Below are 25879 nucleotides of genomic sequence, written 5' to 3' on the forward strand. Positions count from 1 at the left end.
ATCTCTAATATTTAATTTGCTTTTGTTTCCATAATAAAAATATTGCAGGGATGACCACTAAAGTCAGGATGGTCGCGCTTACCATGCCGCCAATCATAGGGGCAGCAATACGCCTCATCACTTCAGAACCCGTGCCCGCTGTTATCATGATGGGTAACAAGCCACCTATGATGGCAGATACCGTCATGATTATTGGACGAACCCTTAATAATGCTCCTTTAACGACAGCATCTTTGATGTCTTTATCGCTGATTTTTTTGTTTAATTGTTTGCAGTTGTCGGTGGCTTGTTGCAATGCTTGGTTTAAATACACCAGCATGACAACCCCAATTTCAACCGCAACACCACTCAGAGCGATAAATCCAACGCCGACTGCGACAGACAGATTATAATTTAATACGTACAAGAGCCATATGCCACCTGTTAAAGCCAAAGGTAAAGTTAATAAGATCAATAGCACTTCGCCAACATGCCTAAAGTTAAGATATAACAAAAACATGATGATTAAGAGCGTGACCGGACCAACAAGCATTAATCGTTCTTTTGCTCTCTGCATATATTCATATTGCCCTGAAAAGCTTAATGAATAGCCTGATTTAAGGTTTAAATTTTGATCTATCGCTTTTTTAGCACGTTTGATGTATGAACCAATATCTGTATCATTCAAATCAACAAGCACCCAACTGGTTAAGCGCGCATCCTCACTTTTGATCATAGGTGCCCCATCATCAATGGATACATCAGCTACCGCCATTAAAGGAATATGGGCACCCGATGGGGAAATGATGGGTAATGATTTTATGTTTTCCACTGAATCACGTTCTGATTGAGGATAACGAAGATTAACTGGGTATCTTTCGCGACCTTCAATTGTCTGGGTAACATTCATACCGCCAATAGCTGTACTAACAACTTCTTGAATGTCTTTGATGTTTAATCCATAACGAGAAGCGGCTTTTCGGTTAATTTTAATATTAACATAGCGACCACCAGCCGCTCTATCAGCATAAACAGAAGCAGTACCAGATACTTTTTTTAAAATTCGCTCAATATTTTCCCCAATTTTTTGCAGCTCATCTAATGAAGGGCCTGAAATTTTAATACCTACAGGCGTTTTAATACCCGTTGCAAGCATATCAATACGTGTTTTAATGGGCATGACCCAGGCATTGGTAAGGCCTGGTAGTTGCACTAGGCGATTAAGCTCTTCTTTTAGCTTCTCTTTGGTTACCCCTTTCCGCCATTTATTTTTCGGTTTAAATTGAACCACCGTTTCAATCATAGTCAGTGGCGCTGGATCGGTTGCCGTTTGAGCACGACCAATTTTACCATAAACTGTTTCAACTTCAGGAATGCTTTTAATTAATTTGTCTGTTTGTTGAAGGATTTGCCGTGCTTTTCCTATAGAAACACCAGGCAGTGTTGTTGGCATATACATCCAGTCACCTTCATCTAATTCAGGCATAAACTCAGAACCTAAATGAGCAAGAGGCCAATAACTTACTAGAACTAAAAAGAGCGTGACACCAAGAATGGCTTTTGGAGCCTTTAATATGGCATTAATGATTGGGCGATAGGTTGCTATCAAAAAGCGATTAATGGGGTTTTTGTCTTCTGGTAGAATTTTACCCCGGATAAAATAGCCCATAAGCACTGGAACCAATGTGATTGAAAGTCCAGCAGCAGCTGCCATAGCGTAAGTTTTTGTATACGCCAAAGGCGCAAATAAACGTCCTTCTTGTGCTTGCAGTGCAAACACGGGCAAAAAGCTTAAGGTGATAATAAGCAATGAAAAAAATAGAGGCGGGCCAACTTCTAGTGAGGCTTCTTGAATAATTTGCCAGCGGTTTTCATCTGTAATTGGATTTTTTTCAATATGTTTGTGAACATTTTCAATCATAACAATAGTGGCATCAACCATTGCACCAATAGCTATGGCAATTCCACCTAAAGACATGATATTCGCATTAATCCCTTGTGCATACATAACGATAAAAGCGCATAAGATACCAAGAGGTAGGCTTACCACAACGACTAGAGAAGATCGAAAATGAAAAAGGAATAAAAAACAGACCAATATCACAACTATGGTTTCTTCTATTAATTTTGATTTTAACGTATCAATGGCACGATAAATTAAGCTTGAGCGGTTATATGTTTCAACAATGGAAACGCCTTTAGGTAGGCTTGATTGCAAACTTGTTAGTTTATTTTTAACGGCTTTTATGGTTGTTAGCGCATTTTCTCCTTGACGCATAACAATTATCCCGCCAACAGCTTCACCCTGTCCATTAAGTTCACCTATTCCTCGGCGCATTTCAGGGCCTAAGGTAATTTGAGCTACATTGGATAATAAAATGGGTGTGCCATGCTCATTCATTCCAAGAGGAATGTTTTTTAATGCTTTGATGCTTTGTATATAACCATCGGTACGCACCATATACTCAGCCTCACCCATTTCAATGACTGAGCCGCCAATTTCACTGTTGGCATTTTTAATGGCGTTTTTTACTTTTTCTAAAGGAATACCATAGGCTCTGATTTTATCTGGCTCTAATACCACTTGGTATTGCTTTACCATACCGCCAATGGTGGCAACCTCGGACACACCGGGAACCGTTTGTAACTCGAATTTCAACAACCAGTTTTGCAATGTTGTCAGCTCAGATAAATCATGTCTGCCACTTTTATCAATAAGCGCATATTGATATACCCAACCAACCCCTGTCGCATCAGGGCCAAGTTGTGGTGTTGCCCCTGGCGGTAATTGGCCTGCAACCTGATTTAAATACTCTAAGACACGAGAGCGTGCCCAATATAAGTCAGTCCCATCCTTAAAAATTATATAGATATAGGAATCACCAAAATAAGAATAAGCTCGAACCGTTACTGCTCCTGGTACAGCAAGCATTGCGGTGGCCAGGGGGTAGGTGACCTGATCTTCCACAACCTGGGGTGCTTGTCCTGGGTATGAAGTTTTAATGATGACCTGGACGTCCGATAAATCAGGAATAGCATCAACTGGTGTTTTTAGTAGTGAATAGATACCACTTGCTGCGATTAGAAACGTTATGATAAGGACTAAAAAGCGATTTTTTATAGACCATTGAATGGTTTTTGCTATCATTTTTTATCCTTACCATGTGACATATTATGCATGATGTGAAGTTTGGTGATCACAAAGCCGTTTTCCTTTTTTATCATAATAAAGTGAATCGAATCGCCAACTTTGGCTGACGTTAGCGAAACGTTTTTAGCTACTGGTATTGTCATAACCATTTCTCCCATACCTAATGAGGAAATGGGTTGATGAAAAATCGTAATTTGATGATTTTCTATATCAATCGCTTTAATGCTACCCATACCAATGTGTTCGGTTTTAATGTTTTTAGGGTCATTAGATTTGGTACTTTTCTTATCATCAATTCGGTTAATGGCTGCTTTCATATTTGATTCAGAGTCAATTAAAAATTGCGCGGAGGTAACTACTTCCTCATCTCCCTTAAGTCCAGATAATACTTGATAAAAGTTTTCTGATTCGATACCAATGGTTACTGGCTGTGCTCTAAAACGTCCTTTACCCAGTGACACAATGACTCTATCATTGTCGCCCGTTCTTATCAGTGAAAGCTTAGGAATAACCAGGGTGTTTTCAATCGGGTTGCTAATAATTTTTACATTCGTATACATGTTTGGTTTAAGGGTGAAATCTGGATTTGGAAAAACCAGTCTTACCCTTAATGTATGTGTTTTAGCATCAAGTCTTGGGTAAACATAATCAACAACACCTTGCCAAGTTTTTCCGGGTAGATAGGGAAGTGTGGCAATGGCTGCCTGATTTTGTTTTATCCAGTCAGCTTGATATTCAAAAACTTCGGCGATTATCCATATTTGAGATAAGTCCTCAATGCTAAGTAATTCAGTGTCTGGCTTTACAAACTGACCTTCACGTACGTTTATTTTTGAAACAATACCATTTTGTGTGGCAAAAATTTTAACTTGCTCCATTAACTTACGAGAGGTTATCAATTGTTTTATTTGTGATTCGGCCATACCCAATGTAATTAGTTTCTTTTTGCCGGCCTCAATCAAGGCCCGGTTATTATTTTTGAGCGCTATTATCAATTCTTCTTGCGCATTATTTAATGTTGGTGAGTATAATGTCATTAATAGTTGACCTTGCTTGACTTGTTCACCGGTTGCTTTGACAAATTGCTCTTTAATCCAGCCATCAGCAAAAGTATGAATATGTTCAATATTGTTTTCATCAACTGTGACATATCCAACAGTTTTTACTATGCGCGACAAATTTTGTTTGGAAACTTTCGATGTTTTAACCCCTAGATTATTAACAACCGATGAAGAGATCTGAACGGTGTCTTTGTCTTGTATGTTTTTGTCCTCATAGACGGGAACCAAATCCATGCCCATCGGCGATTTGCCGGGTTTATCTCTTCGATAGTTTGAATCCATGGGCGCAACCCAATACAAAACTTTACGTTCGGTTTTTGAATTACTTGAATCTTTTGTTGATTGCCAAAAGTGGAAGAAAAACATGCCTGCTAAAAAAACGATAATTAAAACCAATACCTCAATGATTCTGCGCTTCATATTATTTTCCCTGTAAATATAGAAGGTTTATGCGGGCGGCATCCCGGTCAACCTTAACCTTTAATGCTTCCAATTCTGTGTTTAATTGACGAACATAGGCTCTGGCCAGCGTTGGAAAATCAGTTTGAAAATTTTGATATGCCGTCATAGTGGCTTTAGCATATTGATTGGCTTGTGGAATTAATGATCCTTTAAATAAATGTGTGCTTTTTTGTTGTTGCTGCCAGATATTGTATTGAATATTGAGGTACTCTCTTAAGTTTCGGTAGTGACTCATTCGGTCTTTTTCAGAAGCCAGTAAGTTATCTTGGCTAGATTTTAAGCTTTTATCCTGTCTATTTGGAGTAAATACAGGTAAGTCCATATTGACAGTAGCTGTTAAAAAGTCCGGCCATTTTCGCCTATCTATTCCGCGCCCCTGGCGAAATCCATACCCGACATTGACATTAAAGCCAGGTTTATATTGTTCAAGTGCTAAGTGCACTTTTGCTTGAAATGCAGAAATGGTTGCTGAGTCAGTTTTTAATTCTGGATGTTGTTTTACAACATTCAATAATATTTGCTTTGCTGGCAATGAAGGCCATAGAGGCAAACTTGAGGCTTGTGCTTTATGCGCATTGGATTCACTTATCCAGCGTGCCAATTGAAACCTGGCTGTTTGAATTTGCTCATCGATTTGAATCAACCGATTGTCTAATTCAGAGAGTTCCAATTGTGCTCGAATCACATCCTTTTGTTGCGCTTTATTATTGGCTAGCATTGATTTGGCGACTTCGAGCAACTCTTTAAAAATAGCCTTTTCTTTTACTACAATGATTCTTGCTTGTTGCCAGTAATATAAGTGAAGCCAACTTAAGCGTACTTTTTGAAGAATATCTAGGCGCGTACTTTGTATTTTAAAGAGCTCAGCCTTGGCCAAGCAATTTTTCTCTTGGGAGCCAAACTTTAAACTTTTCCCTCTGGGAATATATTGACCAACACCAATTTGAATTTGCGTCATGGGCTCCTGGTTAAACTTAAAGGTATCAACAGGCACATTCAAAGCCCCCCCAAAGAGGCTGGGATCGGGATATTGATTTGCAGCTATAGCGGCCTGGTATAAGGATTCATTTTTTGCTCTCAAGGATTGGAGCTCTGTTGAGTATTCTATAGCAAGTTTTTCAGCTTGCTTTAGAGATAAAGAAAATGAATAGGCTTTGTTAATTGAGATAATACTTACAACGGAAAAGCACACTAAAGCCGCTTTCAAATATCCCCTTCTTTTCATTAGCTATCCCTATATATGATCTCAAGAAATAAAATTCGACCTTGTGCGTCTATTATCAAAGATTATCATATAGAAATAATGATTGACATTGATACGGTTTGAGTTAACTGTCCATACTTATTGCTTTATTTCAAACCCACCTGATCATTTGTTTTAAATCTTCCTGTTACTCTGCTCGCTCATGACAATGATGTAATTTTCTGTAGCACAACCCCTTTAATCTCTAGCCCTAGCTCATCAGATATTTGTACATTTGGCCAATTGTCATTTAAGGTCATAAGCTCAAAATCAGACGTTGCAAAGGATAATTTTTTGTACTGACAAATAATGATTTTTTGAGCACCTTCTATTTTAACAGCAACAAAGCTTCCTGGTTTTGGTGAAGCTAAAGGCTCTATCACCAATATATCATCTACCCTGATTTCGGGATGCATACTTTCATCATCCATCTTTAGAGCGAATGCTTCTTTGCTTAACCTAGGTAGTAACACATTGCTTACCGAAATAAACACCGTATCAATATGTGCCTCTTTTTGTGAAATCGCTCCAACATTGGATTCACTATCACCGACTTGCTGATGATCCAATAATGGAATTAAGTGGCTGTGATTCTTTTGTTTCTGTTTCTGTTGATCATCTGATAAACACATTAAGTACGCTGGTGAAACATCAAGTGCCCGAGCTAATTGTTTAATTTCTTCTGGCCCAGGGGCGCGTGTACCTTGTTCCCAATTGGTTAGGCGCGTTTGCTTCAAGTTACCAGCAAGCTCCCCAAGTGCCTTTAGCGTTAAGCCCTTAGCTTTTCTAGCTTCAAGAATTCGTTTGCCAATTTCTTTCTTAATGTTTAGTTCAGCCAAATTTGCTCCAAAATAATCAGTTTAACCTATTGCAATATCACAATACGTGATATATATTAAAATCTATTATTCACATTTCGTGATAATTATATGTAGTTTATATAAATATATCACAGTATGAAAATAAAAACGAGTTTTTACAGGGATAGGTACGATGATGGATTTTGTCATTAATGGTGAGGAGCTGGAGGTGATGTGTGGTTTACCCCATATCCAGCAACTGACTTATTTTAGAGGAATAAGGCCATATATGGATGTTAAAACAGGAATTACAGGCATCAAGCGACGCATCAGTTATCAGTCGATATCTGAGCAGCTTTATATTGAGCCTCACCAAGGGGTTAAAAGCCAAAGTTTTTCTCGTGATCAAGTTCGTCGTGCTGTTTCTGGTTTAGATCGTGCTGGAATAGTTGAAATTCAATCTGAAAGTAAGCAGCTTATTTTAAAATGTCTTTTAGCTTCCAGGGATTTTTCTGTCCAAAATAAAGCCGCCATAAACCCGCCACAGAAAGCCACCACAATCCCGCCTGTTTCAAACCCTTTAGACACGCGCTTTTCAGAAGATTGGGCCTCAAAAGCCGACACAGCGGAACCCCAAAAAGCCGCCACACCTCTTAAAGAAGATAATTATATATATCTTCTTAGGGGATTTGAGCATTTTTGGCGGATGTATCCAGAAAAAAAATCCCGTGATAAAGCATTCGAGGCATTTAAGCTGATTAACCCCAATGAAACCCTTCTTCAAACCATGCTGCAGGCACTTGAAAGTCAAATCAAAGCTTATCAGGCCAAGCAGGCTTATGGTGATTGGGTACCAGCCTGGAAATTTCCAGCGAACTGGCTGGCTCAAAAATGCTGGGAAGATGAAATCAACACTGAAGTGACAAAGGAGAGAACCAATGCAAAGCGTAGGACAACTACTGGCAAACAAACAACGACCAGCGGACTTTATATCCCTGACGAAGACGAGGAACTCACAGAACGAGGAACAGTCGTCGAATTCAGAAAGCGTTAAAAATCGCAAGGTGATTGAAATGATGTTCACAAAGTTTGCTGTGGCGTTTCGTCATTTCTGGTTGAGAGATTTACAGGATGACCGCTTTAATGATTTTGCCAAAAAGGAGTGGGGAAAAAATTTAAAGCAGTTTTCGGACTCTGTTATCGCAAGAGTGACTGATATTTGCGAACAGCAGTTTGAATTTCCTCCGACCATGGCGCAGTTCATTGGACTCTGTAAGAACGAAGTCAACCGTCAATACGTTAAGAAAAAAGAGCCTAGTAGCCCATCAAGCCCGGAAACAGCGGCGTACCACCTTAACAAAATGAAAGAAATTTTAAATAGAAGGAGATAACACATGTTGGTATTAACTAGAAGAATTGGCGAGTCAGTGGTTATTGGTGAAGATGTGTATTGCACCATTGTTGGTTATCGTGATGGCGAGGTTCGTCTTGCTTTTGATGCACCTAAGTCATTACCTATTCACCGTGATGAGATTCAACGTCGTATCTATCGCGAGCGTCAAAATGATAATTGGTTCTATGACCGCAACGCAGAGCAAGAAAACATTGTTGATCGGTTAATTAATAAATTTAAGCAAGGTCATTGGTCAACTGAGCCCAAACTTCATTCTCAGGAGCAGCCCTATGCTTGAGTATGAAGAACAGAGTTTAACGGTAAAAGATCGCGCTAAGTTGAAACTCAAGCGCGATCTGGGGAGCTTGATTGAAAACGCATTAAACGATCCTAAAACCGTTGAAGTTATGAGAAATGCTGATGGCAGACTGTGGCAGGAGCGACTCGGTGAAAAGATGGAATACATCGGTCATGTTTCTGATAGCCGCGCTGAATCGATTATAAAAACGGTTGCCGGATTTCATGGGAAAGAAGTCACCCGCTCTATGCCGGTTTTAGAAGGTGAGCTACCTCTGGATGGTTCCCGTTTTAGTGGTCAGTTACCACCGATTGTATCAAGCCCTACCTTTGCAATCCGTAAAAAAGCCATAACCGTCTTTACCTTGGATGACTATGTTCGGACCGACATTATGACTGAAAAGCAATGCAATGAGATTAAATATGCGATTACAACGCATAAAAATATCTTAGTCATAGGCGGTACAGGTTCAGGTAAAACCACTTTGGTGAATGCCATCATTCAGGAAATGGTTTTTCAGTCACCCCAAGAGCGTATTTTCATTATTGAAGATACTGGTGAGATCCAATGCGCTGCTCAAAACTGTGTTCAATATCACACAACCCTTGATATATCGATGACTCAGCTTTTAAAAACAACGCTCAGAATGCGGCCTGACCGTATCCTGGTTGGTGAGGTGCGTGGTAGTGAAGCGCTTGATTTATTGGACGCCTGGAACACAGGACATGAGGGCGGTGTAGCAACGTTGCATGCTAACAACTGTCTTGCAGGGCTTCAGCGTCTTCAATCCCTGATAACCCGAAATCCGGCAGCCCCTGCTGATATTGAACCTCTGATTGGTGAAGCCGTTCATTGTGTTGTGCATATTGCAAGAACCCCACATGGCCGAAAGGTTGAAGAGATCATATCCGTGAATGGCTTTAAAGACGGCCAATATCAAATTAAACAATTTTCTTAAGGAGAATATGAATGAACCAGATAAATTCAATTGATTATAAAAAAATATTGCTGATGGGGTCTGTCGTCTTATTTTTACTTTTTATCACTCAGCCGGCATTAGCTTCATCAACCGGTGGCGGCCTACCTTTTGATTCATGGCTAACGAAAATCCAGAAATCTATTACAGGCCCCTTTGCTTTTAGTGCTGCCATCATCGGATTAGTTGCTGCTGGTGCAACTTTGATTTTTGGTGGGGATATGAATGGCTTTATGAGAACCCTCATTTTTTTCGTTCTGGTACTGTCATTTTTAGTTGCTGCACAAAACACCATGACCGCCATCACCGGTAAAGGGGCTGAAATTTCAAAGCCCGATATTGAAATAGTGAATGCGGAGGCTAGGTCATGAGCCTTCGTACCATTCCGATTCGTCAATGTGGAAACCGTCCTGGCCTTTTTATGGGTGGGGATCGTGAGCTTATTATGTTTTCGGGATTGTTGTCAGCCATTTTGGTTTTTGCGGCTCAGGATTGGTTGGCAGCCATCGTTGGTATTGCGATGTGGTTTTTATCACTGAAAGCACTGCGTTTAATGGCAAAAGTCGATCCTTACATGAGACCAATCTATCTGAGACAAAGACGCTATCAAAATTATTATGCGCCCCGCTCAACCCCTTTCAGGGATAACAAAAGAGGTTATCAATGATTGTATTAATTACCTTCTTACTATCGATAACAGGGCTTATCTTTTTAAGCACTCTGTTTTATCAGACAAGACTTAAAAGTCTGCAATACCATTTAAAAAAGCATCGGAGCTCAAAAGCAGGATTGGTTGATTTACTAAATTATGCATCGGTAGTTGATGATGGTGTGATTGTCGGTAAAAATGGCTCACTCATGGCGGCCTGGCTTTATAGCGGTGAAGATAATGCCAATACCACGGATGAAGCGCGTGAAATGGTGTCCTTTCGAATCAATCAGGCATTGTCCGCAATGGACAGTGGCTGGATGGTTCATATCGATGCTATCAGACGGGCGGCTCCCGGATATAGTGAGCGTGACTATTCTTATTTTCCTGATGACATTTCAAAAGCTGTTGATGAAGAAAGAAGACAGCTTTTTGAAGAAATCGGAACTTTATATGAAGGCTATTTCGTCATTACCTTAACCTGGTATCCACCTGTTCTGGCGCAAAAACGATTTGTAGAATTAATGTTTGATGATAGCAACCAGCGATTAAGCCAGAAAGCAAAGACAGCTCAGTTGATTGAAGAGTTTAAGCAGTCCTGTCGTAATTTTGAATCACGCTTAGGTTCAGCCCTTCACTTAGAAAGACTTGAATCTGAAAAGGTTGTTGATGATCATGGCCATATTATTACGCAGGAAAATTTTCTAAGACATATCCAGTATTGCGTGACGGGCCTTAATCATCCTGTCAATCTGCCAAAAAATCCAATTTACCTTGATGCCCTGATAGGTGGTCAGGAGCTAGCTTCAGGTATCACTCCAAAGATAGGCCGCAAATTCATTCAATGTGTAGCCATTGAAGGTTTCCCATTGGAGTCTTATCCGGGCATTTTAACAGCTCTGACTCAACTACCGGTTGAATATCGTTGGAACTCTCGTTTTATATTCATGGATAACCATGAAGCCGTGGCGCATTTCACTAAGTTTCGTAAAAAATGGAAACAGAAAGTCCGAGGTTTTTTTGACCAGATATTTAATACCAGTTCGGGTGTAGTCGATGAAGATGCATTGAGCATGGTCAATGATGCCCAATCAGCCATTGCTGAAACAAATTCCGGTATGGTTGGGCAAGGCTATTATACATCTGTGGTGGTGTTAATGGATGAGGACCGCTCTTTAGTTGAAAAAGCAGCGCTCTATATTGAGAAAAACATTAATGCCCTTGGATTTACCGCTAGAACAGAAACGATTAATACCATGGATGCCTTTATGGGCAGCCTACCCGGGCATGGTGTTGAAAATATCCGACGGCCTTTAATCAACACCATGAATCTCGCTGATTTGCTGCCTACATCAAGCATCTGGACCGGTGAAAACAAAGCGCCTTGTCCACTCTTTCCACCCAGCTCCCCTCCATTGATGCATTGTGTTACCAGTGGCAATGCGCCTTTTCGTTTAAACCTTCATGTCCGGGATTTAGGTCATGGTATTATGTTTGGTCCTACCCGTTCAGGTAAATCAACCCACCTTGGTTTAATTGCTTTATCATGGCGCCGTTATAAAGATGCTCGGATTTATTCTTTTGACAAAGGTATGTCCATGTATCCAACTTGTAAGGCAACAGGTGGCGAACATTATACCATTGCCGATAAAGATTCGCGTCTGGCTTTTGCTCCCTTGCAGTTTTTATCAACCAAAGCAGACCGTGCCTGGGCGATGGAATGGATTGATACCATTCTTGCTTTGAATGGCTTAAATACCACGCCAGCTCAACGCAATGAGATCGGTCATGCCATTATCAGTATGCATCAAAGCGGTTCCAAAACCTTATCTGACTTTGTCATGACGATTCAAGATGAAGAAATTCGGGAAACCCTAAAACAATACACCATTGATGGGTTAATGGGGCACCTACTGGATGCGGACAGCGATGGTCTTGGCCTGTCTTCATTCATGACTTTTGAAATTGAGCACTTAATGGGGTTGGGTGAAAAGTTTGCTCTACCTGTTTTGCTATATCTATTTCGACGAATTGAAACTTCACTTGATGGCAGACCAACTTTAATCCTGCTTGATGAAGCCTGGCTAATGCTCGCGCATCCTGTCTTTAAAAACAAAATCGCAGAATGGCTCGATTCAATGGCCAAGAAAAACTGCGTGGTTTTTATGGCAACGCAACATTTATCCCATGCGGCGGGCTCTGGCATTTTAGATATCATTGTTGAATCAACCGCAAGCAAAATCTTTTTACCAAATCTCTACGCAAGAGATCCGGAAACCCGGGGCATTTACGAGCGTATGGGTTTAAATCCACGTCAAATTGACATTATCGCATCGGCTCAGCCCAAACGGGATTACTACTATGTCAGTGAAAAAGGCCAACGCTTATATCAACTGGCATTAGGCCCGATGGCACTGGCCTTTGTGGGTGCCACTGATCCCGATTCCATTGACCACATGAAACAGCTTGAGCAGCAATACGGTGCGCAATGGGTGTCTTATTGGATTAAAGAAAAAGGAATTGATTTCAAACAATATGGAGAAGCAGCATGAGCAAACTCAAAGAATGGTTTAATAAAACAAATCCGGATAAGCAAAGGATTCAGCTAACCGATAACCCTTATCTCAATGCCAAACGTGCCTGGAATGTCCATACCGCAGGTCTAATGAAGTCCTTGCAAATCTGGCAGTTTGTGGGATTAAGCAGTCTATTGGTTACTTTGGCTTGTGTTGGTGGGCTGATATCGATTGGCAGTCAGTCCAAATTTATTCCTTTGGTTTTTCAACAAGACGCGAATGGCAACACCTTATCGGTGACTCGTGCGGATAAAGTAGGCGAAGCAAGTATTGATGATTATCGTGCGGCAGCCGCACATTTTATAGAAAATATCCGCATGGTCAGTGCTGATGTTGAGTTACAAAAGAAAGCTGTCTTTCAGGTGTATTCCTACTTAAATCAAAACGATGCGGCATTATCAAAAGTCCAAGAATTTTATAATGATAAGCAACGCGCCAATCCTTTTGAAAGAGCAACCCATGAAATCGTGAATATTGAAATTCGCTCTGTACTGCAGGAATCAGAAAATACCTGGCAGGTCGACTGGATTGAAACAGTCCGCAATCACGATGGCACTATTAAAGACAAACCAGCGGTGATGAAAGCCATGGTCACGCTCTATCAGGATAATGTGCTCAATGACGCATCGAGCGATACGATTCTGAAAAACCCTCACTTGATATATGTCCGCGACTTTAACTGGTCTTATGACTTAAAGCATGGAGAAAGCGCATGAAAAAAATAATACTCACCATTAGTCTACTACTGCCATTATCTGCTATTGCTTTTGATAAAAGCGACATCGACCAGCGCTACTTTTCCAAAAGCGTGCCCAGACTTTCAACTCAAGAACGACAAGCATTAAATATCGCTAGAAAATGGCAGAAAGGCGACCAAACAAGCAAGCCTTTTCATTCATCAGATGGTTCGGTTCAGTTTGTTTATGGCTCAGGTCAAATCAGTATCGTCTGTGCACCGCTACAGGTATGCGATATTGCATTACAGCCAGGTGAACAGTTTAACGGGATGAATGTTGGTGACCCACGCTTTATGGTTGAGCCATCAATAACAGGAGCAGGAGCCAGCCAACAACACATTTAGTTTTTAAGCTTGGTTTCTTTTTTTCCATAATAGCAAGCTGTTCTGAATGGGCGCCAAATTGCTGCCCTATATCGAAAACGATGCGCGGATCAATGAGGTAAATCATATCCGACTTAACAAACTTAGCGACAGGCATCTCTTGATTAACGCGTTTATTGGCAATGTGAAAAGCAACAGATAATTCATTGGTATCTGGGTGAGTAAATATTCTATCAATGCGGATAAGATATGGCTCTCTGACTTGACCAGTGAAACGTACAATTATTTGCTGATAGACAAAACGTAGCAACTTGCTTTTTGGTTTCCATTTTTCCATAGTTACAACCTGACAACTTACTTCTTAGAACGCAATTTTTGGTGTACCTCAAGGATTACACCCGTAATAGTGTAAAAATTTCCATCATAAATTTCTACTGGGAGCTTGGGATTGATGGGATACAAATAGATCTGACTTCCTTCAATAACGTATTTTTTAATTGAGCAATGAGATGAACCATCCTTTTTCTTTACAACTANAGCATGGAGAAAGCGCATGAAAAAAATAATACTCACCATTAGTCTACTACTGCCATTATCTGCTATTGCTTTTGATAAAAGCGACATCGACCAGCGCTACTTTTCCAAAAGCGTGCCCAGACTTTCAACTCAAGAACGACAAGCATTAAATATCGCTAGAAAATGGCAGAAAGGCGACCAAACAAGCAAGCCTTTTCATTCATCAGATGGTTCGGTTCAGTTTGTTTATGGCTCAGGTCAAATCAGTATCGTCTGTGCACCGCTACAGGTATGCGATATTGCATTACAGCCAGGTGAACAGTTTAACGGGATGAATGTTGGTGACCCACGCTTTATGGTTGAGCCATCAATAACAGGAGCAGGAGCCAGCCAACAAATACACATGATTATCAAACCGCGAGATGTTGGTCTTGATTCATCTTTAGTCGTGACTACCGACAGACGGACCTATCATTTCCGCTTAAAGTCAGACCGATATGATTTTATGCCCTATATCTCTTTTATTTATCCTGATGAAGCTAAAGCAAAATGGCGGTTAATTCAACAGATTCAGGCAGAAAGACGTAAAGCGGATACTCTGCCAGAAACCAATGAATATCTTGGCAATCTTAATTTTAATTACCGAATTCAGGGTAATGCACGATTTAAGCCAGTTCGAGTTTACAACAATGGCGTTAAGACCATCATTGAGATGCCAGGGACGATGGCTCAAAGCGAAGCCCCTGCCTTATTGGTTTTAAGAAGTCGTGGTTTATTTCAAAAATCAGAGTCCGTCATGGTGAATTATCGATTGCAAGGTTGCCGCTACATTGTTGATAGCGTTTTTGATAAGGCGATATTGGTGGTCGGAAGCGGTAGCGCTCAAGAAAAAATTACCATTACGAGGTGCTAAAGATGAAGAAATTAAGCATTTTATTGCTCGCTTTGTTGTTATCAAGCTGTGCCAGCATGCGATATGGAAATTTTACCGACGCTTCCCAAAGCAAGGAGGTTTATTTGGCTAAAGATGCGGTATCTCAATTAAGGCGAGTTTATCCACCAGCGCAGAATACCTTTTGTATTAATCAAAAAATCTGTGACGGGTTTGGCATTAACTTGATTCAAATGATGCGGCAAAAAGGATATGGCCTCATAGAAAACGTCTGCCGAAGACAAAAAGCCAATTTTTTCTATGTGGTCGATGAGATTAAACCGGGCTGTCACTACCGAGTCAGTCTATACATTGGCTCGCAAACCTTAAGCAGGGTATATGCAAAAACCAATAACAAACTTGCTCCAATCAGCCCGTGGTCACATAAGGAATGATCTCATGCGTAAAAATAACGATTTATTATCACCTGATTCTTCGCCACAAAAGCTTCAAACCAAAGGGGTTAGGCGTGTAAATAACATGCCTTTATTTATCGCTATTGGGATCCTAACCGTTTTTGTTCTATTGATAGCGCTCGTAGCGCTTAAAAGAGCAAACGCACAAAACCTGGTGATAGAACCACCAAAGTTAAAAGCAGCGAAGAAAAACACCATGAGCTTGGCTTATGAGGTCATTGATAATCACAAACCAGGGGTAGTTACTAATCCTGAGAAGTTGGCAAACGCTCCAGAATCAAAACTACCAGCACCTAATCCACAAAATACGCCCCAAAAACAAGATTTAGAAAACCAGAACGCAACCGATGCTGAAATGGAGCGCATTCGACAGGAAAAAACGCAAGCTTTTGAGGAAGCAGTCAATGCAAAAACAACAATCATGGTTGATAACTCACGACTAAATACCAGAGAAATCACAAAGACATCAATCGTTAGCCATGAGTCATCAAATGAGGTTAATGTAGCGCTTAACTTCAGAGAGCAACTTCAACAGTTACAAGGACGGCAAAACGCCAAACCCATGCCACAAACTTTGGGTGGTGAAGAAAATGCAAGTCGCTGGCATTTAAATTCAAGCCTCGAGAACCCGAATAGTCGCTTCGAATTAAGGGCAGGAAGTGTCATTCCTGGGGTAATGATTAGCGGCATTTCATCTGAATTGCCAGGACAGATCATCGGTCAGGTTTCGCAAAACGTTTATGATACGGCAACAGGTAAGTATCTTTTAATCCCACAGGGAACAAAGCTTATTGGACTTTATTCTAGTGATGTGAGCTTTGGTCAGAACTCCGTGTTAGTGGCCTGGCAGCGCTTGGTTTTTCCAGATGGCAAAGCCTTAGATATTGGCTCTATGCCAGGGGCAGATAGTGCGGGGTACGCAGGATTTCGTGATCAGGTTGACCATCATTATGCAAGAATTTATGGCTCAGCCCTTCTCATGTCCGGTATCGTCGCAGGCATTACCTACAGTCAAAATACAAATCAATCCAATCCATACGGATATAGTCAACCAACCGCAGGTAGTGTCTTAAGCCAGGCTTTGGGGCAACAGCTGGGTGAAGTGACCGCGCAATTGGTTTCAAAAAATCTAAATGTATCGCCAACGATTAATGTACGCCCAGGTTACCGATTTAATGTCATTGTCATAAAAGACTTAACTTTTAATCAGCCTTATAGGCAGTTTGCATATTAATACAGGGGAAAGTCATGAAACTTAGAATCTTGCTTGTTTTTTTATGGATTACAAATGCAGTTTCAAGCGGTGCACCCGTATTTGATTTTGCCAACTGGCTTGAAAATGGAAAAATTATCCTGAATCAGGTGAGCCAGTACAAAACCCAGGTTGATCAATACAAGAATCAGCTTGAGCAATATCAAAATATGCTCGAAAACACCAAATCACTGACTTCATTCCAATGGGATAATGCCAATGGTGTTATTAATAACCTTCTGGATGCGACCAATACCATTGATTATTACAAACAAGAAGCAGGAAGCTTTCAAGGTTATCTCGACCGTTACCAAAGCCAAGAGTACTACCAAAAAACACCATGCTTTAATGGCAATGGAAGGTGCTCACCCGATGAGCTTAAAAAAATAAACCAAAATCAACTGTCTGCATCCGTTGCCCAAAAAAGAGCAAATGACGCAATGCTTAAAGGCATTGATAAGCAGCAGCAGAATTTAAAGAGCGATTCAGAAAAACTTCGCACTTTACAAACCCAGGCCCAAAGTGCCCAGGGACAAAAACAAGCGCTTCAAGCCGCCTCTCAATTAGCCAGCAATCAATCGCATCAATTACTTCAAATAAGAGGACTATTACTAGCTCAGCAAAATGCCCAAGCGACAAAAGATGCTGCGGCTTTGAATAAAGAAGCCATCCAAGCGGCTGGTGATGAACGGTTTCGTGCGGGAACTTATCGCAAAAGCTCAGGGAAAAAATGGTAAATCAGTAAAAAACTAAGGAGAAAAAATGAAAATATTAAGTTTAACCATAGTGCTTTTAGCGTATTTTCTTTCAGGCTGTGAGAATGCTGAAACCCAAGCAAGAAAAAAGGCAGAACATCTTGCCTCACTGACTTGTGACAGTTCCAAAGAAGGCCGGACAAAAGAAGAGTTGCAGGCGATTGCCGATGCTTGTTTTAAACGAGGCAGTTACTCCAAAAGCTCAGGCCATAAATGGTAATGTTATGAAAAAAAAGATATTTCCTTATTTAATCCTATTATTTTTAATTGGATTTTCGGTAAGCAGCCATGCCCAGGGCATCGGTATGGACAGCAGGGATCTGCTCGATAATATCCTGTATCGATTTTCTGTTACCGCCTCGATGTGGAGCCAAACTATCTTAAGCTATGCCAGATACCTTTTTTGGTCTTTGGCCACCATCAGCATGGTCTGGACTTATGGCTTAATGGCATTACGGCGCGCAGATATTCAAGAATTCATGGCGGAAACCGTAAGATTCATTGTGGTTGTCGGTTTTTTCTATTGGATTTTAGATAATGGCCCCGGCATTGCAACCGCTATTATGGATTCTTTGCGCCAACTCGCCGCAAAAGCTTCTGGAATTGATTGGCACGTATCTCCATCTGATATTGTTGATGTGGGCTTTGATATTGTCTCAAAAGCAATTGATAACTCATCCATCTGGTCACCGGCGGCAACGACTGTGGGGTTGATTGTAGCGGGCATTATCTTAATTGTGCTCGCCTTAGTCAGCATCAACATGCTCATTATCCTTATTACAGCTTGGGTGTTAACCTATGGCGGCATCATATTATTAGGGTTTGGCGGTGGCCGCTGGACTCAGGATATCGCAATTCAATATTACAAAACGGTATTGGGTATCGCATTGCAGGCGTTTGCAATGATTTTAATCATCGGCATCGGCAAATCATTTGTGGATCAATACTATGCTGCCATGTCTAAAGACATTTTATTGAAAGAAATGTTTGTGATGTTGGTGGTCGCAGTACTTTTATTAGTTCTTATTAATAAAATTCCACCGGTTTTATCCGGCATCGTTTCAGGTGGTGGCTCAGGTGGCGGTGGCGGTTTAGGTTTAGGTGGTGCATTAGGGGCTGCCGGAATTGCAGGGGCAGCATTAGCGGGAGCGGCAGGTGCAGCAACGGCACAAAGTGCTGGGGGTTTGTCAGCATTAAATGCTGCATTTAAAGCAGCTTCTCAAAGTCTCGGCTCAAGTGGCGCAGGTTCTCTTTCAGGAGATAATCCAGGATCAAAACTAGGCGGTTTAGCCCAAGCCATGGGACAAGCTTCTAAATTTGCCGGTTCTTTTGGTTCACATTTAGCCTCTGGTGCGTTTGATGTGGCCTGTGAAAAAGTAGGCAGCATGAAGGATGCTTTTTCTTCAAAAGCGTCTGAAACAACAGGCGGTAAAATTGCTGATGCCATTCATCAGCGCGCATCTTCCAATGCTGAATCGCCAACTTCCAATCATCAAGAATCTGATTCTCAAAATGTCACTTCGATGGGGGCACCAGAAGGCAGTTTTAGCTCGGGAGACGTAAGCAGTGATGATGAGGTCAATCAGTTTGTTAATCAAAAAGCATCTGGAGACGCTCAATGAACTTGAACAAACCCAACAAATCCATTGGGCCACAGGTGAGAGAAAAGTGTCAGGACAAGTCGAATAAACAACTTATTGTTTTAGTTGTGATTTCTCTTTTCATAAGCATGCAGATTGGCACGCAATTTGTGGCTTATAAGTTACATTTTAGTGACAACTTGGGATATTCCTTAAGTCATATCTATTTGCCATGGCAGTCACTTTGGTGGAGCCTGAAATATCATCACTATTATCCCGATTATTTTAATGCGGCCTTTGGTTTGATGGTGATGAGCGGCAGTCTTTTTTTAATGTTGATTGTTTTTTCTGGCAAGCATTTAAAAAAAGAAAACATTAGTGAATACCTGCATGGTTCAGCAAGGTGGGCCAATAGCGATGATTTAAAAAATGCTGGACTGCTTGGCAATGAGGAAGGCGTTTATGTCGGCGCCATTGAAGATGAAAAAGGTGATATTCATTATTTACGCCATAATGGCCCAGAGCATATTTTGACTTATGCCCCTACACGTTCTGGCAAAGGGGTGGGTCTTGTTATTCCTACCCTATTATCCTGGAAACAGTCTTGTGTGATTACCGATTTAAAAGGAGAGCTTTGGGCATTGACGGCCGGTTGGCGCCAAAAGCATGCCAAGAATAAAGTGATTCGCTTTGAGCCGGCGACAATAAAAGGCTCTGCTCGCTGGAATCCGTTAGATGAAATTAGGGTGGGTACGGAATATGAAGTTGGTGACGTGCAAAATCTTGCAACACTTGTGGTTGATCCTGATGGCAAAGGGCTTGAAACACATTGGCAGAAAACATCCCAAGCACTGTTGGTCGGTTTTATTCTGCATGCGATTTATAAGCTTAAAAATCAAGGAGAACCGGCTACTTTTCCCAATATTGATCGCATGTTGGTCGATCCCAATACCAATATCGCTGATTTATTAATTGAAATGACGCAATACTCACATGTTGATGGCAAAACGCACCCTGTGATCAGCGCATCAGCTCGCGATATGATAGATAGGCCGGAGGAAGAAGCGGGTTCTGTCTTATCCACCTTAAAATCGTACCTGGCTTTATACCGTGATCCGGTGGTCGGCCACAATGTCTCTGCATCCGATTTCTGCATTAAAGATTTAATGCACCATGTAAGTCCTGTCAGTCTTTATATTGTTACACAACCTAATGATAAAGCACGATTGCAGCCTCTAGTTCGGGTGATGCTTAATATGGTTGTGCGTCTTTTGGCGGACAAAATGGAATTCGAACGGGTAGACGGGTTTATAAGAACAAAAAAAACCTATAAACATCGTTTGTTGTGCATGATTGATGAATTTCCAAGTCTTGGGAAGCTTGATATTTTACAAGAGTCATTGGCGTTTGTTGCCGGTTATGGTTTGAAGTTTTACTTAATCTGTCAGGACATCAACCAGCTTAAAAGTCGTGATCGAGGTTATGGGCCTGATGAAACTATTACCTCGAATTGTCATATCCAAAACGCCTATCCGCCTAATCGGATTGAAACCGCCGAGCATCTTTCAAAACTAACCGGCCAGACCACTATTGTCAAAGAGCACATCACCACCAGCGGCAAACGGTTTTCAACCTTTTTAAACCAGATTTCCAAAACAAAACAAGAAGTCTCTCGACCACTTTTAACGGCAGATGAATGTCAACGTATGCCAGGGCCAAAAAAAGATGAAAACGGTTTGATCAAGGAAGCAGGTGATATGGTGGTGTATGTGGCAGGATTTCCCGCCATTTATGGCAAACAACCGCTTTATTTTAAAGACCCTGTGTTTATCGCTAGAGCTTCTGTTGAAGCGCCTGAGCAATCCGATATCTTACGCGCCAGCTTAAGTAAAGATGAGGAAATCAGGTTATGAAAAAGTTTACTTCCTGGATTGCTGTTCTTATGTTAAGCATCATCAGCATGGCATTTCTTTTAATGCTAATGGGCTTTCGAGTGAACACCACTGATTCAATTCCAGTTGGACTTTACCGCATCACAAACTTAAAAAATATTAAGAATGCTTTTGTGATTTTTTGCCCAGAGGATCGACCAGCTTTTAAAGAAGGATTAGAAAGAGGCTATATTGACAGTGGTCTTTGTCCAGATGGTTACGGGTATTTAATGAAAAAAGTGGTGGCAACAAATGGTGATAAAATATCTGTCACCTCTGAAGGTGTCTTTGTTAATCACCAACCTATTCCCTTTTCAAAACCAATACCATCTGATGGAATGGACCGCCCTTTACCGCAATGGCACACCAGAAATTATCAGCTTAAAGAAGATGAAATATTGACCATGACCAGTCAAAGCGCATGGTCTTTTGACAGTCGATATTACGGCCCTGTTCACACGGGGCAAATCAAGGGAATGATCACACCCGTATGGGTCAAAGCAACAATGGAGAAATAGCATGAATAAAGAAACCAATCTAAACGATGTGATTGCAGAAAAATTAGAGGACTTGATGATTCCTGGTTTTATCGCTGACGTCACACCCATTGAGGCAGACACTATGGGCGCCTTTTCTGAAGATGCCTTAAGCGCAATTGATGCTCAGGAGGCAGTCTATGACTAAGTTGTCTCATCACCAGATTGTCGCCAATCAAATCATCGAAAGCCTGAAACTTGGAACCGCACCCTGGTTAAAACCATGGGAGCCAGGTATCGGCAACGGGCAAATTCCTTTTAATCCTGTCACAGGAAAGCGATATCGCGGCATCAATGCTTTGTATTTAATGCTGAATCAAACCGGAGACAATCGCTGGTTAACTTACAAACAAGCCCAAAGTATTGATGCACAAGTGAGGAAGGGAGAAAAAGGCACGACCGTTCAATACTGGAAGTTCACAGATGAAAAAGTCAAAAAGGATGAAGCGGGAAACTTAGTCCTCGATGGACAGGGCAATCCGGTTAAAGTGCAAGTCAACCTTGAAAGACCCAAGGTGTTTTATGCCAGGGTATTCCACGCTTCACAAATTGACAATATGCCCGAGCTAGTACAAAAGGAGCAGGACTGGTCTTTAATTGAAAGAGCAGAAAACCTGCTGCTTAATTCCGGTGCTGCCATTTTCCATTCCGAATCTGATAGAGCATTTTACAGACTATCAACCGACAGCATTCACCTGCCGCCCAAAGAGCAATTTAAATCAGCCGCCCATTATTATGCTACAGCCCTTCATGAACTTGGGCATTGGAGTGGTCATCCCTCCAGGCTTGATCGGGATCTAAGCCATCCCTTTGGCAGTGAAGCTTACGCCAAAGAGGAACTAAGGGCTGAAATCGCCAGCATGTTGTTGGGTTCGGAGCTTGGCATTGGACATGACCCTTCCCAACACACGACTTACATCAAATCATGGATTCGCGTTTTAGAAAATGATCCGCTGGAAATATTCAGAGCATCAGCTGATGCGGAAAAAATCGTCAATCACATATTCTCTTTAGAACAAGTCCAAGATATAAATCTTGAGCAAAGCATTGAAATCAGGGATGAGCAACCAAAAGAGGAAATCCTCATGGAATCAAAACTATCCATCTCTGAAAAAATCTGGCTTAGCATCCCATACAAAGAAAAAGACCAAGCAAAATCAATCGCCGGAAAACTGGCTGATGGCACACCTGGCATTGCCTGGAATAAAGAACAAAAATGCTGGTATGCAAACCCAGGTGTTTCTATTGAAAAAATCAAAGCCTGGCTTCCAGCAAACCAAATTTCGCCAGAAGATAAAGCCCTTTCACCTGCTGATGAATTCAAGGAAGCGTTAATCAGCTTAGGTGCAATCGTAACAGGTGAACATCCTATCATGGATGGTAAACCCCACCGCATTCAAATGGACGATGATAAACACGGTGAAAAGGCGGGATTTTATGTAGCCCATTTAGATGGTATTCCCGCAGGCTATATTAAAAATAACCGTACCGGTAGTGAATTAAAATGGAAGTGCAAAGGTTATGTATTAACCGATGAGCAAAAATCAGCGCTTAAAGCCCAAGCGCTTGAGAATCAGAAAAATCGAGAACTTGAGCTTGATGAAAAGTATGAAAGTACCGCACTCAAACTAAAGCTTAGGCTATCTAAAATGAAAGAAGCCACCGAGCTAACCCCGTATATGAAGTCAAAAGGTATTCAGCTTCACCCTGGTGTTTATACTAGCCATGCTCACAAAATGACCTGTATTCCAGCAATGGATATCGATGGCAAAATCTGGAGTATTCAATATATCGGTGATGATGGCACCAAAAATTTTGCCAAAGACTCCAAAAAGGAAGGATGCTTTCATGCATTAGGTGGCTTGGAAAAGCTTGCTGACTCGCCTGTCATTGTCATTGCTGAAGGCTATGCAACTGCGGCAACGATAAAAGAAGCCACTGATCTGCCAGCCGTTGTTTCTGCCTTTGATGCAGGAAATCTTAAATCGGTGGCAAAGGCAATACATGAAAAATATCCCCATACCCCGATCATGCTGGCCGCGGATGATGACAAGCGCCTTGAGCAATCGAAAGGTATCAACCCAGGCAAAGAAAAAGCTGGTGAAGCCGCCGATGCAGTCAACGGCTTTATTGTTATACCGACCTTTGCGCCAGGTGAGCAGTCATTAAATCCTAAACAATTCAGTGATTTTAATGACTTGGGCAACCGTAGTAAGCTAGGAATTGATGGTGTGAAACGGCAGATTAAACCCAAGGTTGATAGAATTGCTAAGCGATATAAATATTTACGTCAGCCGCAAAAAGGAAACGTTGTTCATATCACATAATCTATAAACAGTTGGCACCCTGATTTACTGTTATCGTGTTGTCTCAAATATAAATGCAACCAATAATAGGGAGTATTTTGAAGCAACCCATCATACACTCGCATACATTAAGTGAGATGGTATTCCACTTTCTTTTGTCAATTTGTTATTCTGATATTTATGTACAAAGATTTTATCGAGAATGTAAGTGTCATCAAATAAGCCAAACAGTATACAAATACAATCTGTCCAATCTCTATTCTTAAGAATGTATTTTAACGATACACTATTGGCTACAGGAACTGGCTTTACTATCGAAACACTAAGTGGATATGTATTGATCACTAATAGACATAACTTCACAGGTAGAAATCCTTATACTGGCGAAGTACTTTCGTCTCATGGCGGCATACCAAATAGTGTGGAAATTTTTCACAATGTTAAAGACAAATTGGGTAGTTGGATGCCTATTAAGCAAAAGCTTTACAATGACCCAGAAATAATGCAAGAACCTCTGTGGCATGAACACCCAAAATTAGGCGAAAAGGCAGATGTGGTTGCCTTATCTCTACAGCTAAATGACAGTGTTATTTGCTACCCATATTCCCTTGATGAAAAAAATAAAATTGCCATTAGCCCTGCTGATATTGTAAGCGTTATCGGTTTCCCATTTGGAAAAACTGCTGGTGGTTGCCTTGCCATATGGGCAACAGGTTTTATGGCAAGCGAACCGAATTTACAATATGAAGGCATGCCAAAGTTTTTGATTGATTGCCGATCAAGACAAGGGCAATCAGGATCGCCCGTAGTGGCACATAGAAGCGGAGGTGCTGTAGCATTGGAAGGAGGTAGTACGGCTTTTTTTAATAATCCAATCACTAATCTTCTTGGCGTTTATAGTGGCCGCATTAATTCTGAATCTGATTTGGGTGTTGTGTGGAAAACTAATGTAGTCGCAGAGATTTTAGCCAGCATCTAACAAACCTCGCAAAATTATGATGCTTGCGTATATGAACTGAACTATATTGAGTTGGGCAGGCTCTGAGAACTGTTTTGACCTTCAGCTGACCGCTATGATTCGTATTTCATATAAAATCATTTAATACCTCAGCACACGCCAAAAAAACACCCCAATCGTCAGATTTCATATCAAGACACCAAACACTGGCTAAAATAGCTTGCGAGTATCCCCAGCCAGTAATAATTTGTCGATCAAAACCAAGTATTTCAGCGAAGATATCAATGCGATCAGCCATAATTTTTTTCAGGTTGGGCATAGTCGCAAGGTTGAGGAATAGGGTTCCTTAGAAAAGCTCCACATTCATATTCTGGTGGCCCTACTACACCTTTTGGATCAATCGCTAACCATGGCTGTCTGTGGGCAGACAAAATGTTGAAATGGTGAAGATCTCCATGCAGTAAGACTTTTTTCTTTGACTGATTGTGCAACTCACCAGCAATGCGTTTTGCTTTTTTAATGTGCTTGGTGTTGAACCCTGAAGGACATTTAACCTCTATATCAAGTCGTTTAAACCAATCAAGTGTCGAGGGAAACTTTAATTCATCAGATATCGACTTTTGGATGTTAATAATGACATTAGCTGCAATACGCGTCGCTTCAGATTCACTAACAACATTTGCTAATGTTTTTCCTGGGCAACATTCCTCAAGTAACAAAATACCTTGATTCCTATCATAATTAATAAGTTTAACAATGCCTTCGCCACGCATAAAATTAAGTGCCTCTATTTCACTGTCAGCCTCAGTTCCAGGCATACAAAATTTAACAATAATGGTCTTTCCATCACTTTGCCTTGCAGTGGTTGTATAGTTGAAAGAAAGATGGGGTAGAGGCTGGATATTTGATAGCTTGTAGGCTTGTTCAGCGTACTTTATTACATGACTTAAACCGCTAAGCCATGCTGAACCTTTTTCACCATGTGTATTGATAATTCGTTCTTTAAAGTCACCTGGAATATCTATATTATTTTCCTTTTCATCGGTCATA

At 41.1% G+C, this 25879-nt stretch carries 26 protein-coding genes and 1 pseudogene; 20 read left to right on the plus strand and 7 right to left on the minus strand.

Going from position 1 to position 25879, the window contains the following annotated elements; genetic code table 11:
- Positions 1-4 precede the first annotated feature (4 nt).
- The 4 genes from E1O52_RS10140 to E1O52_RS10155 form a co-directional block, all read right to left on the minus strand.
- Positions 5-3127 carry an efflux RND transporter permease subunit gene (locus tag E1O52_RS10140; protein WP_133128597.1) on the minus strand — a complete coding sequence of 1041 codons (3123 nt, stop codon included), beginning with the start codon at positions 3125-3127 and terminating at the stop codon, positions 5-7.
- A complete protein-coding gene (locus E1O52_RS10145) occupies positions 3124-4587 on the minus strand; it encodes an efflux RND transporter periplasmic adaptor subunit (RefSeq protein WP_165474779.1) in 1464 nt (487 codons plus the stop codon). Before E1O52_RS10145 ends, E1O52_RS10140 begins: the two co-directional genes overlap by 4 nt.
- Positions 4588-4612: 25 nt before the next feature.
- Positions 4613-5878, minus strand: a complete 1266-nt coding sequence (locus tag E1O52_RS10150) for a TolC family protein (protein ID WP_133128599.1) — start codon at positions 5876-5878, stop codon at positions 4613-4615.
- 179 nt (positions 5879-6057) lie between these two features.
- Positions 6058-6735 carry a LexA family transcriptional regulator gene (locus E1O52_RS10155; protein ID WP_133128600.1) on the minus strand — a complete coding sequence of 226 codons (678 nt, stop codon included), beginning with the start codon at positions 6733-6735 and terminating at the stop codon, positions 6058-6060.
- Between the two features lie 154 nt (positions 6736-6889).
- On the opposite strand from E1O52_RS10155, the gene E1O52_RS10160 reads away from it, so the two are divergent.
- From E1O52_RS10160 to E1O52_RS10200, 9 genes and pseudogenes are all read left to right on the plus strand, one after another.
- The gene (locus E1O52_RS10160) at positions 6890-7750 is read left to right on the plus strand and encodes a hypothetical protein (protein ID WP_133128601.1); all 861 of its coding nucleotides are present in this window, start codon (positions 6890-6892) and stop codon (positions 7748-7750) included.
- Positions 7751-7769: 19 nt separating this feature from the next.
- Positions 7770-8087, plus strand: coding sequence for a hypothetical protein (locus tag E1O52_RS10165; RefSeq protein ID WP_133128602.1), 318 nt, complete (start codon positions 7770-7772; stop codon positions 8085-8087).
- Positions 8088-8090: 3 nt separating this feature from the next.
- Positions 8091-8387, plus strand: a complete 297-nt coding sequence (locus tag E1O52_RS10170; RefSeq protein WP_133128603.1) for a carbon storage regulator — start codon at positions 8091-8093, stop codon at positions 8385-8387.
- Positions 8380-9345 (plus strand): P-type conjugative transfer ATPase TrbB, encoded by a 966-nt coding sequence (gene trbB / locus E1O52_RS10175; protein WP_133128604.1) that lies wholly within the window; start codon positions 8380-8382, stop codon positions 9343-9345. The genes E1O52_RS10170 and trbB overlap by 8 nt, the downstream gene beginning before the upstream one ends.
- Positions 9346-9356: 11 nt before the next feature.
- The gene (locus tag E1O52_RS10180) at positions 9357-9734 is read left to right on the plus strand and encodes a TrbC/VirB2 family protein (protein ID WP_133128605.1); all 378 of its coding nucleotides are present in this window, start codon (positions 9357-9359) and stop codon (positions 9732-9734) included.
- Positions 9731-10030, plus strand: coding sequence for a conjugal transfer protein TrbD (locus E1O52_RS10185; RefSeq protein ID WP_133128606.1), 300 nt, complete (start codon positions 9731-9733; stop codon positions 10028-10030). The genes E1O52_RS10180 and E1O52_RS10185 overlap by 4 nt, the downstream gene beginning before the upstream one ends.
- The gene (locus tag E1O52_RS10190) at positions 10027-12564 is read left to right on the plus strand and encodes a VirB4 family type IV secretion/conjugal transfer ATPase (RefSeq protein ID WP_133128607.1); all 2538 of its coding nucleotides are present in this window, start codon (positions 10027-10029) and stop codon (positions 12562-12564) included. Before E1O52_RS10185 ends, E1O52_RS10190 begins: the two co-directional genes overlap by 4 nt.
- Positions 12561-13304: a conjugal transfer protein TrbF gene (locus E1O52_RS10195; protein WP_133128608.1), complete on the plus strand. Its 744-nt coding sequence runs from the start codon at positions 12561-12563 to the stop codon at positions 13302-13304. The genes E1O52_RS10190 and E1O52_RS10195 overlap by 4 nt, the downstream gene beginning before the upstream one ends.
- Positions 13301-13660: pseudogene (locus E1O52_RS10200) on the plus strand (TrbG/VirB9 family P-type conjugative transfer protein); the annotation flags it as partial. The gene E1O52_RS10195 and the pseudogene E1O52_RS10200, both read left to right, overlap by 4 nt.
- On the opposite strand, the gene E1O52_RS10205 reads toward E1O52_RS10200, so the two are convergent.
- Positions 13617-13985, minus strand: coding sequence for a hypothetical protein (locus E1O52_RS10205; protein WP_133128609.1), 369 nt, complete (start codon positions 13983-13985; stop codon positions 13617-13619). The pseudogene E1O52_RS10200 and the gene E1O52_RS10205 sit on opposite strands and share 44 nt — an antisense overlap.
- A 216-nt stretch (positions 13986-14201) precedes the next feature.
- Between E1O52_RS10205 and trbG the strand changes: the two genes are divergently transcribed.
- The 11 genes from trbG to E1O52_RS10260 all read left to right on the plus strand — a co-directional run bounded on the left by trbG (position 14202) and on the right by E1O52_RS10260 (position 24850).
- Positions 14202-15077 carry a P-type conjugative transfer protein TrbG gene (trbG, locus tag E1O52_RS10215; RefSeq protein WP_133128611.1) on the plus strand — a complete coding sequence of 292 codons (876 nt, stop codon included), beginning with the start codon at positions 14202-14204 and terminating at the stop codon, positions 15075-15077.
- Between the two features lie 2 nt (positions 15078-15079).
- A complete protein-coding gene (locus tag E1O52_RS10220) occupies positions 15080-15490 on the plus strand; it encodes a conjugal transfer protein TrbH (protein WP_133128612.1) in 411 nt (136 codons plus the stop codon).
- Between the two features lie 4 nt (positions 15491-15494).
- Positions 15495-16745 (plus strand): TrbI/VirB10 family protein, encoded by a 1251-nt coding sequence (locus E1O52_RS10225; RefSeq protein WP_133128613.1) that lies wholly within the window; start codon positions 15495-15497, stop codon positions 16743-16745.
- Between the two features lie 14 nt (positions 16746-16759).
- Positions 16760-17500: a P-type conjugative transfer protein TrbJ gene (gene trbJ / locus E1O52_RS10230; RefSeq protein WP_133128614.1), complete on the plus strand. Its 741-nt coding sequence runs from the start codon at positions 16760-16762 to the stop codon at positions 17498-17500.
- A 25-nt stretch (positions 17501-17525) separates the two neighbouring features.
- Positions 17526-17738 carry a hypothetical protein gene (locus E1O52_RS10235; RefSeq protein ID WP_133128615.1) on the plus strand — a complete coding sequence of 71 codons (213 nt, stop codon included), beginning with the start codon at positions 17526-17528 and terminating at the stop codon, positions 17736-17738.
- Positions 17739-17742: 4 nt separating this feature from the next.
- On the plus strand, positions 17743-19140 hold the full coding sequence (trbL, locus tag E1O52_RS10240) for a P-type conjugative transfer protein TrbL (RefSeq protein ID WP_133128616.1): 1398 nt from the start codon (positions 17743-17745) through the stop codon (positions 19138-19140).
- Positions 19137-21011, plus strand: coding sequence for a type IV secretory system conjugative DNA transfer family protein (locus tag E1O52_RS10245; protein WP_133128617.1), 1875 nt, complete (start codon positions 19137-19139; stop codon positions 21009-21011). Before trbL ends, E1O52_RS10245 begins: the two co-directional genes overlap by 4 nt.
- Positions 21008-21547 (plus strand): conjugative transfer signal peptidase TraF, encoded by a 540-nt coding sequence (gene traF, locus E1O52_RS10250; RefSeq protein ID WP_133128618.1) that lies wholly within the window; start codon positions 21008-21010, stop codon positions 21545-21547. The genes E1O52_RS10245 and traF overlap by 4 nt, the downstream gene beginning before the upstream one ends.
- Before the next feature lies 1 nt (position 21548).
- The gene (locus E1O52_RS13210; RefSeq protein ID WP_165474780.1) at positions 21549-21713 is read left to right on the plus strand and encodes a hypothetical protein; all 165 of its coding nucleotides are present in this window, start codon (positions 21549-21551) and stop codon (positions 21711-21713) included.
- Positions 21706-23892, plus strand: a complete 2187-nt coding sequence (locus E1O52_RS10255) for a zincin-like metallopeptidase domain-containing protein (RefSeq protein ID WP_133128619.1) — start codon at positions 21706-21708, stop codon at positions 23890-23892. The genes E1O52_RS13210 and E1O52_RS10255 overlap by 8 nt, the downstream gene beginning before the upstream one ends.
- A 187-nt stretch (positions 23893-24079) precedes the next feature.
- A complete protein-coding gene (locus E1O52_RS10260) occupies positions 24080-24850 on the plus strand; it encodes a trypsin-like serine peptidase (protein WP_133128620.1) in 771 nt (256 codons plus the stop codon).
- A gap of 106 nt (positions 24851-24956) precedes the next feature.
- Here E1O52_RS10260 and E1O52_RS13215 read toward each other — a convergent pair whose 3' ends face one another.
- Both E1O52_RS13215 and E1O52_RS10265 read right to left on the minus strand, forming a co-directional pair.
- Positions 24957-25127 carry a hypothetical protein gene (locus E1O52_RS13215; protein ID WP_165474781.1) on the minus strand — a complete coding sequence of 57 codons (171 nt, stop codon included), beginning with the start codon at positions 25125-25127 and terminating at the stop codon, positions 24957-24959.
- Positions 25120-25878 carry an aminoglycoside phosphotransferase family protein gene (locus E1O52_RS10265; protein WP_133128621.1) on the minus strand — a complete coding sequence of 253 codons (759 nt, stop codon included), beginning with the start codon at positions 25876-25878 and terminating at the stop codon, positions 25120-25122. Before E1O52_RS10265 ends, E1O52_RS13215 begins: the two co-directional genes overlap by 8 nt.
- Between the last annotated feature and the right edge of the window lies 1 nt (position 25879).

This window comes from Legionella nagasakiensis (assembly GCF_900639915.1).
Lineage (GTDB): Bacteria > Pseudomonadota > Gammaproteobacteria > Legionellales > Legionellaceae > Legionella_A > Legionella_A nagasakiensis.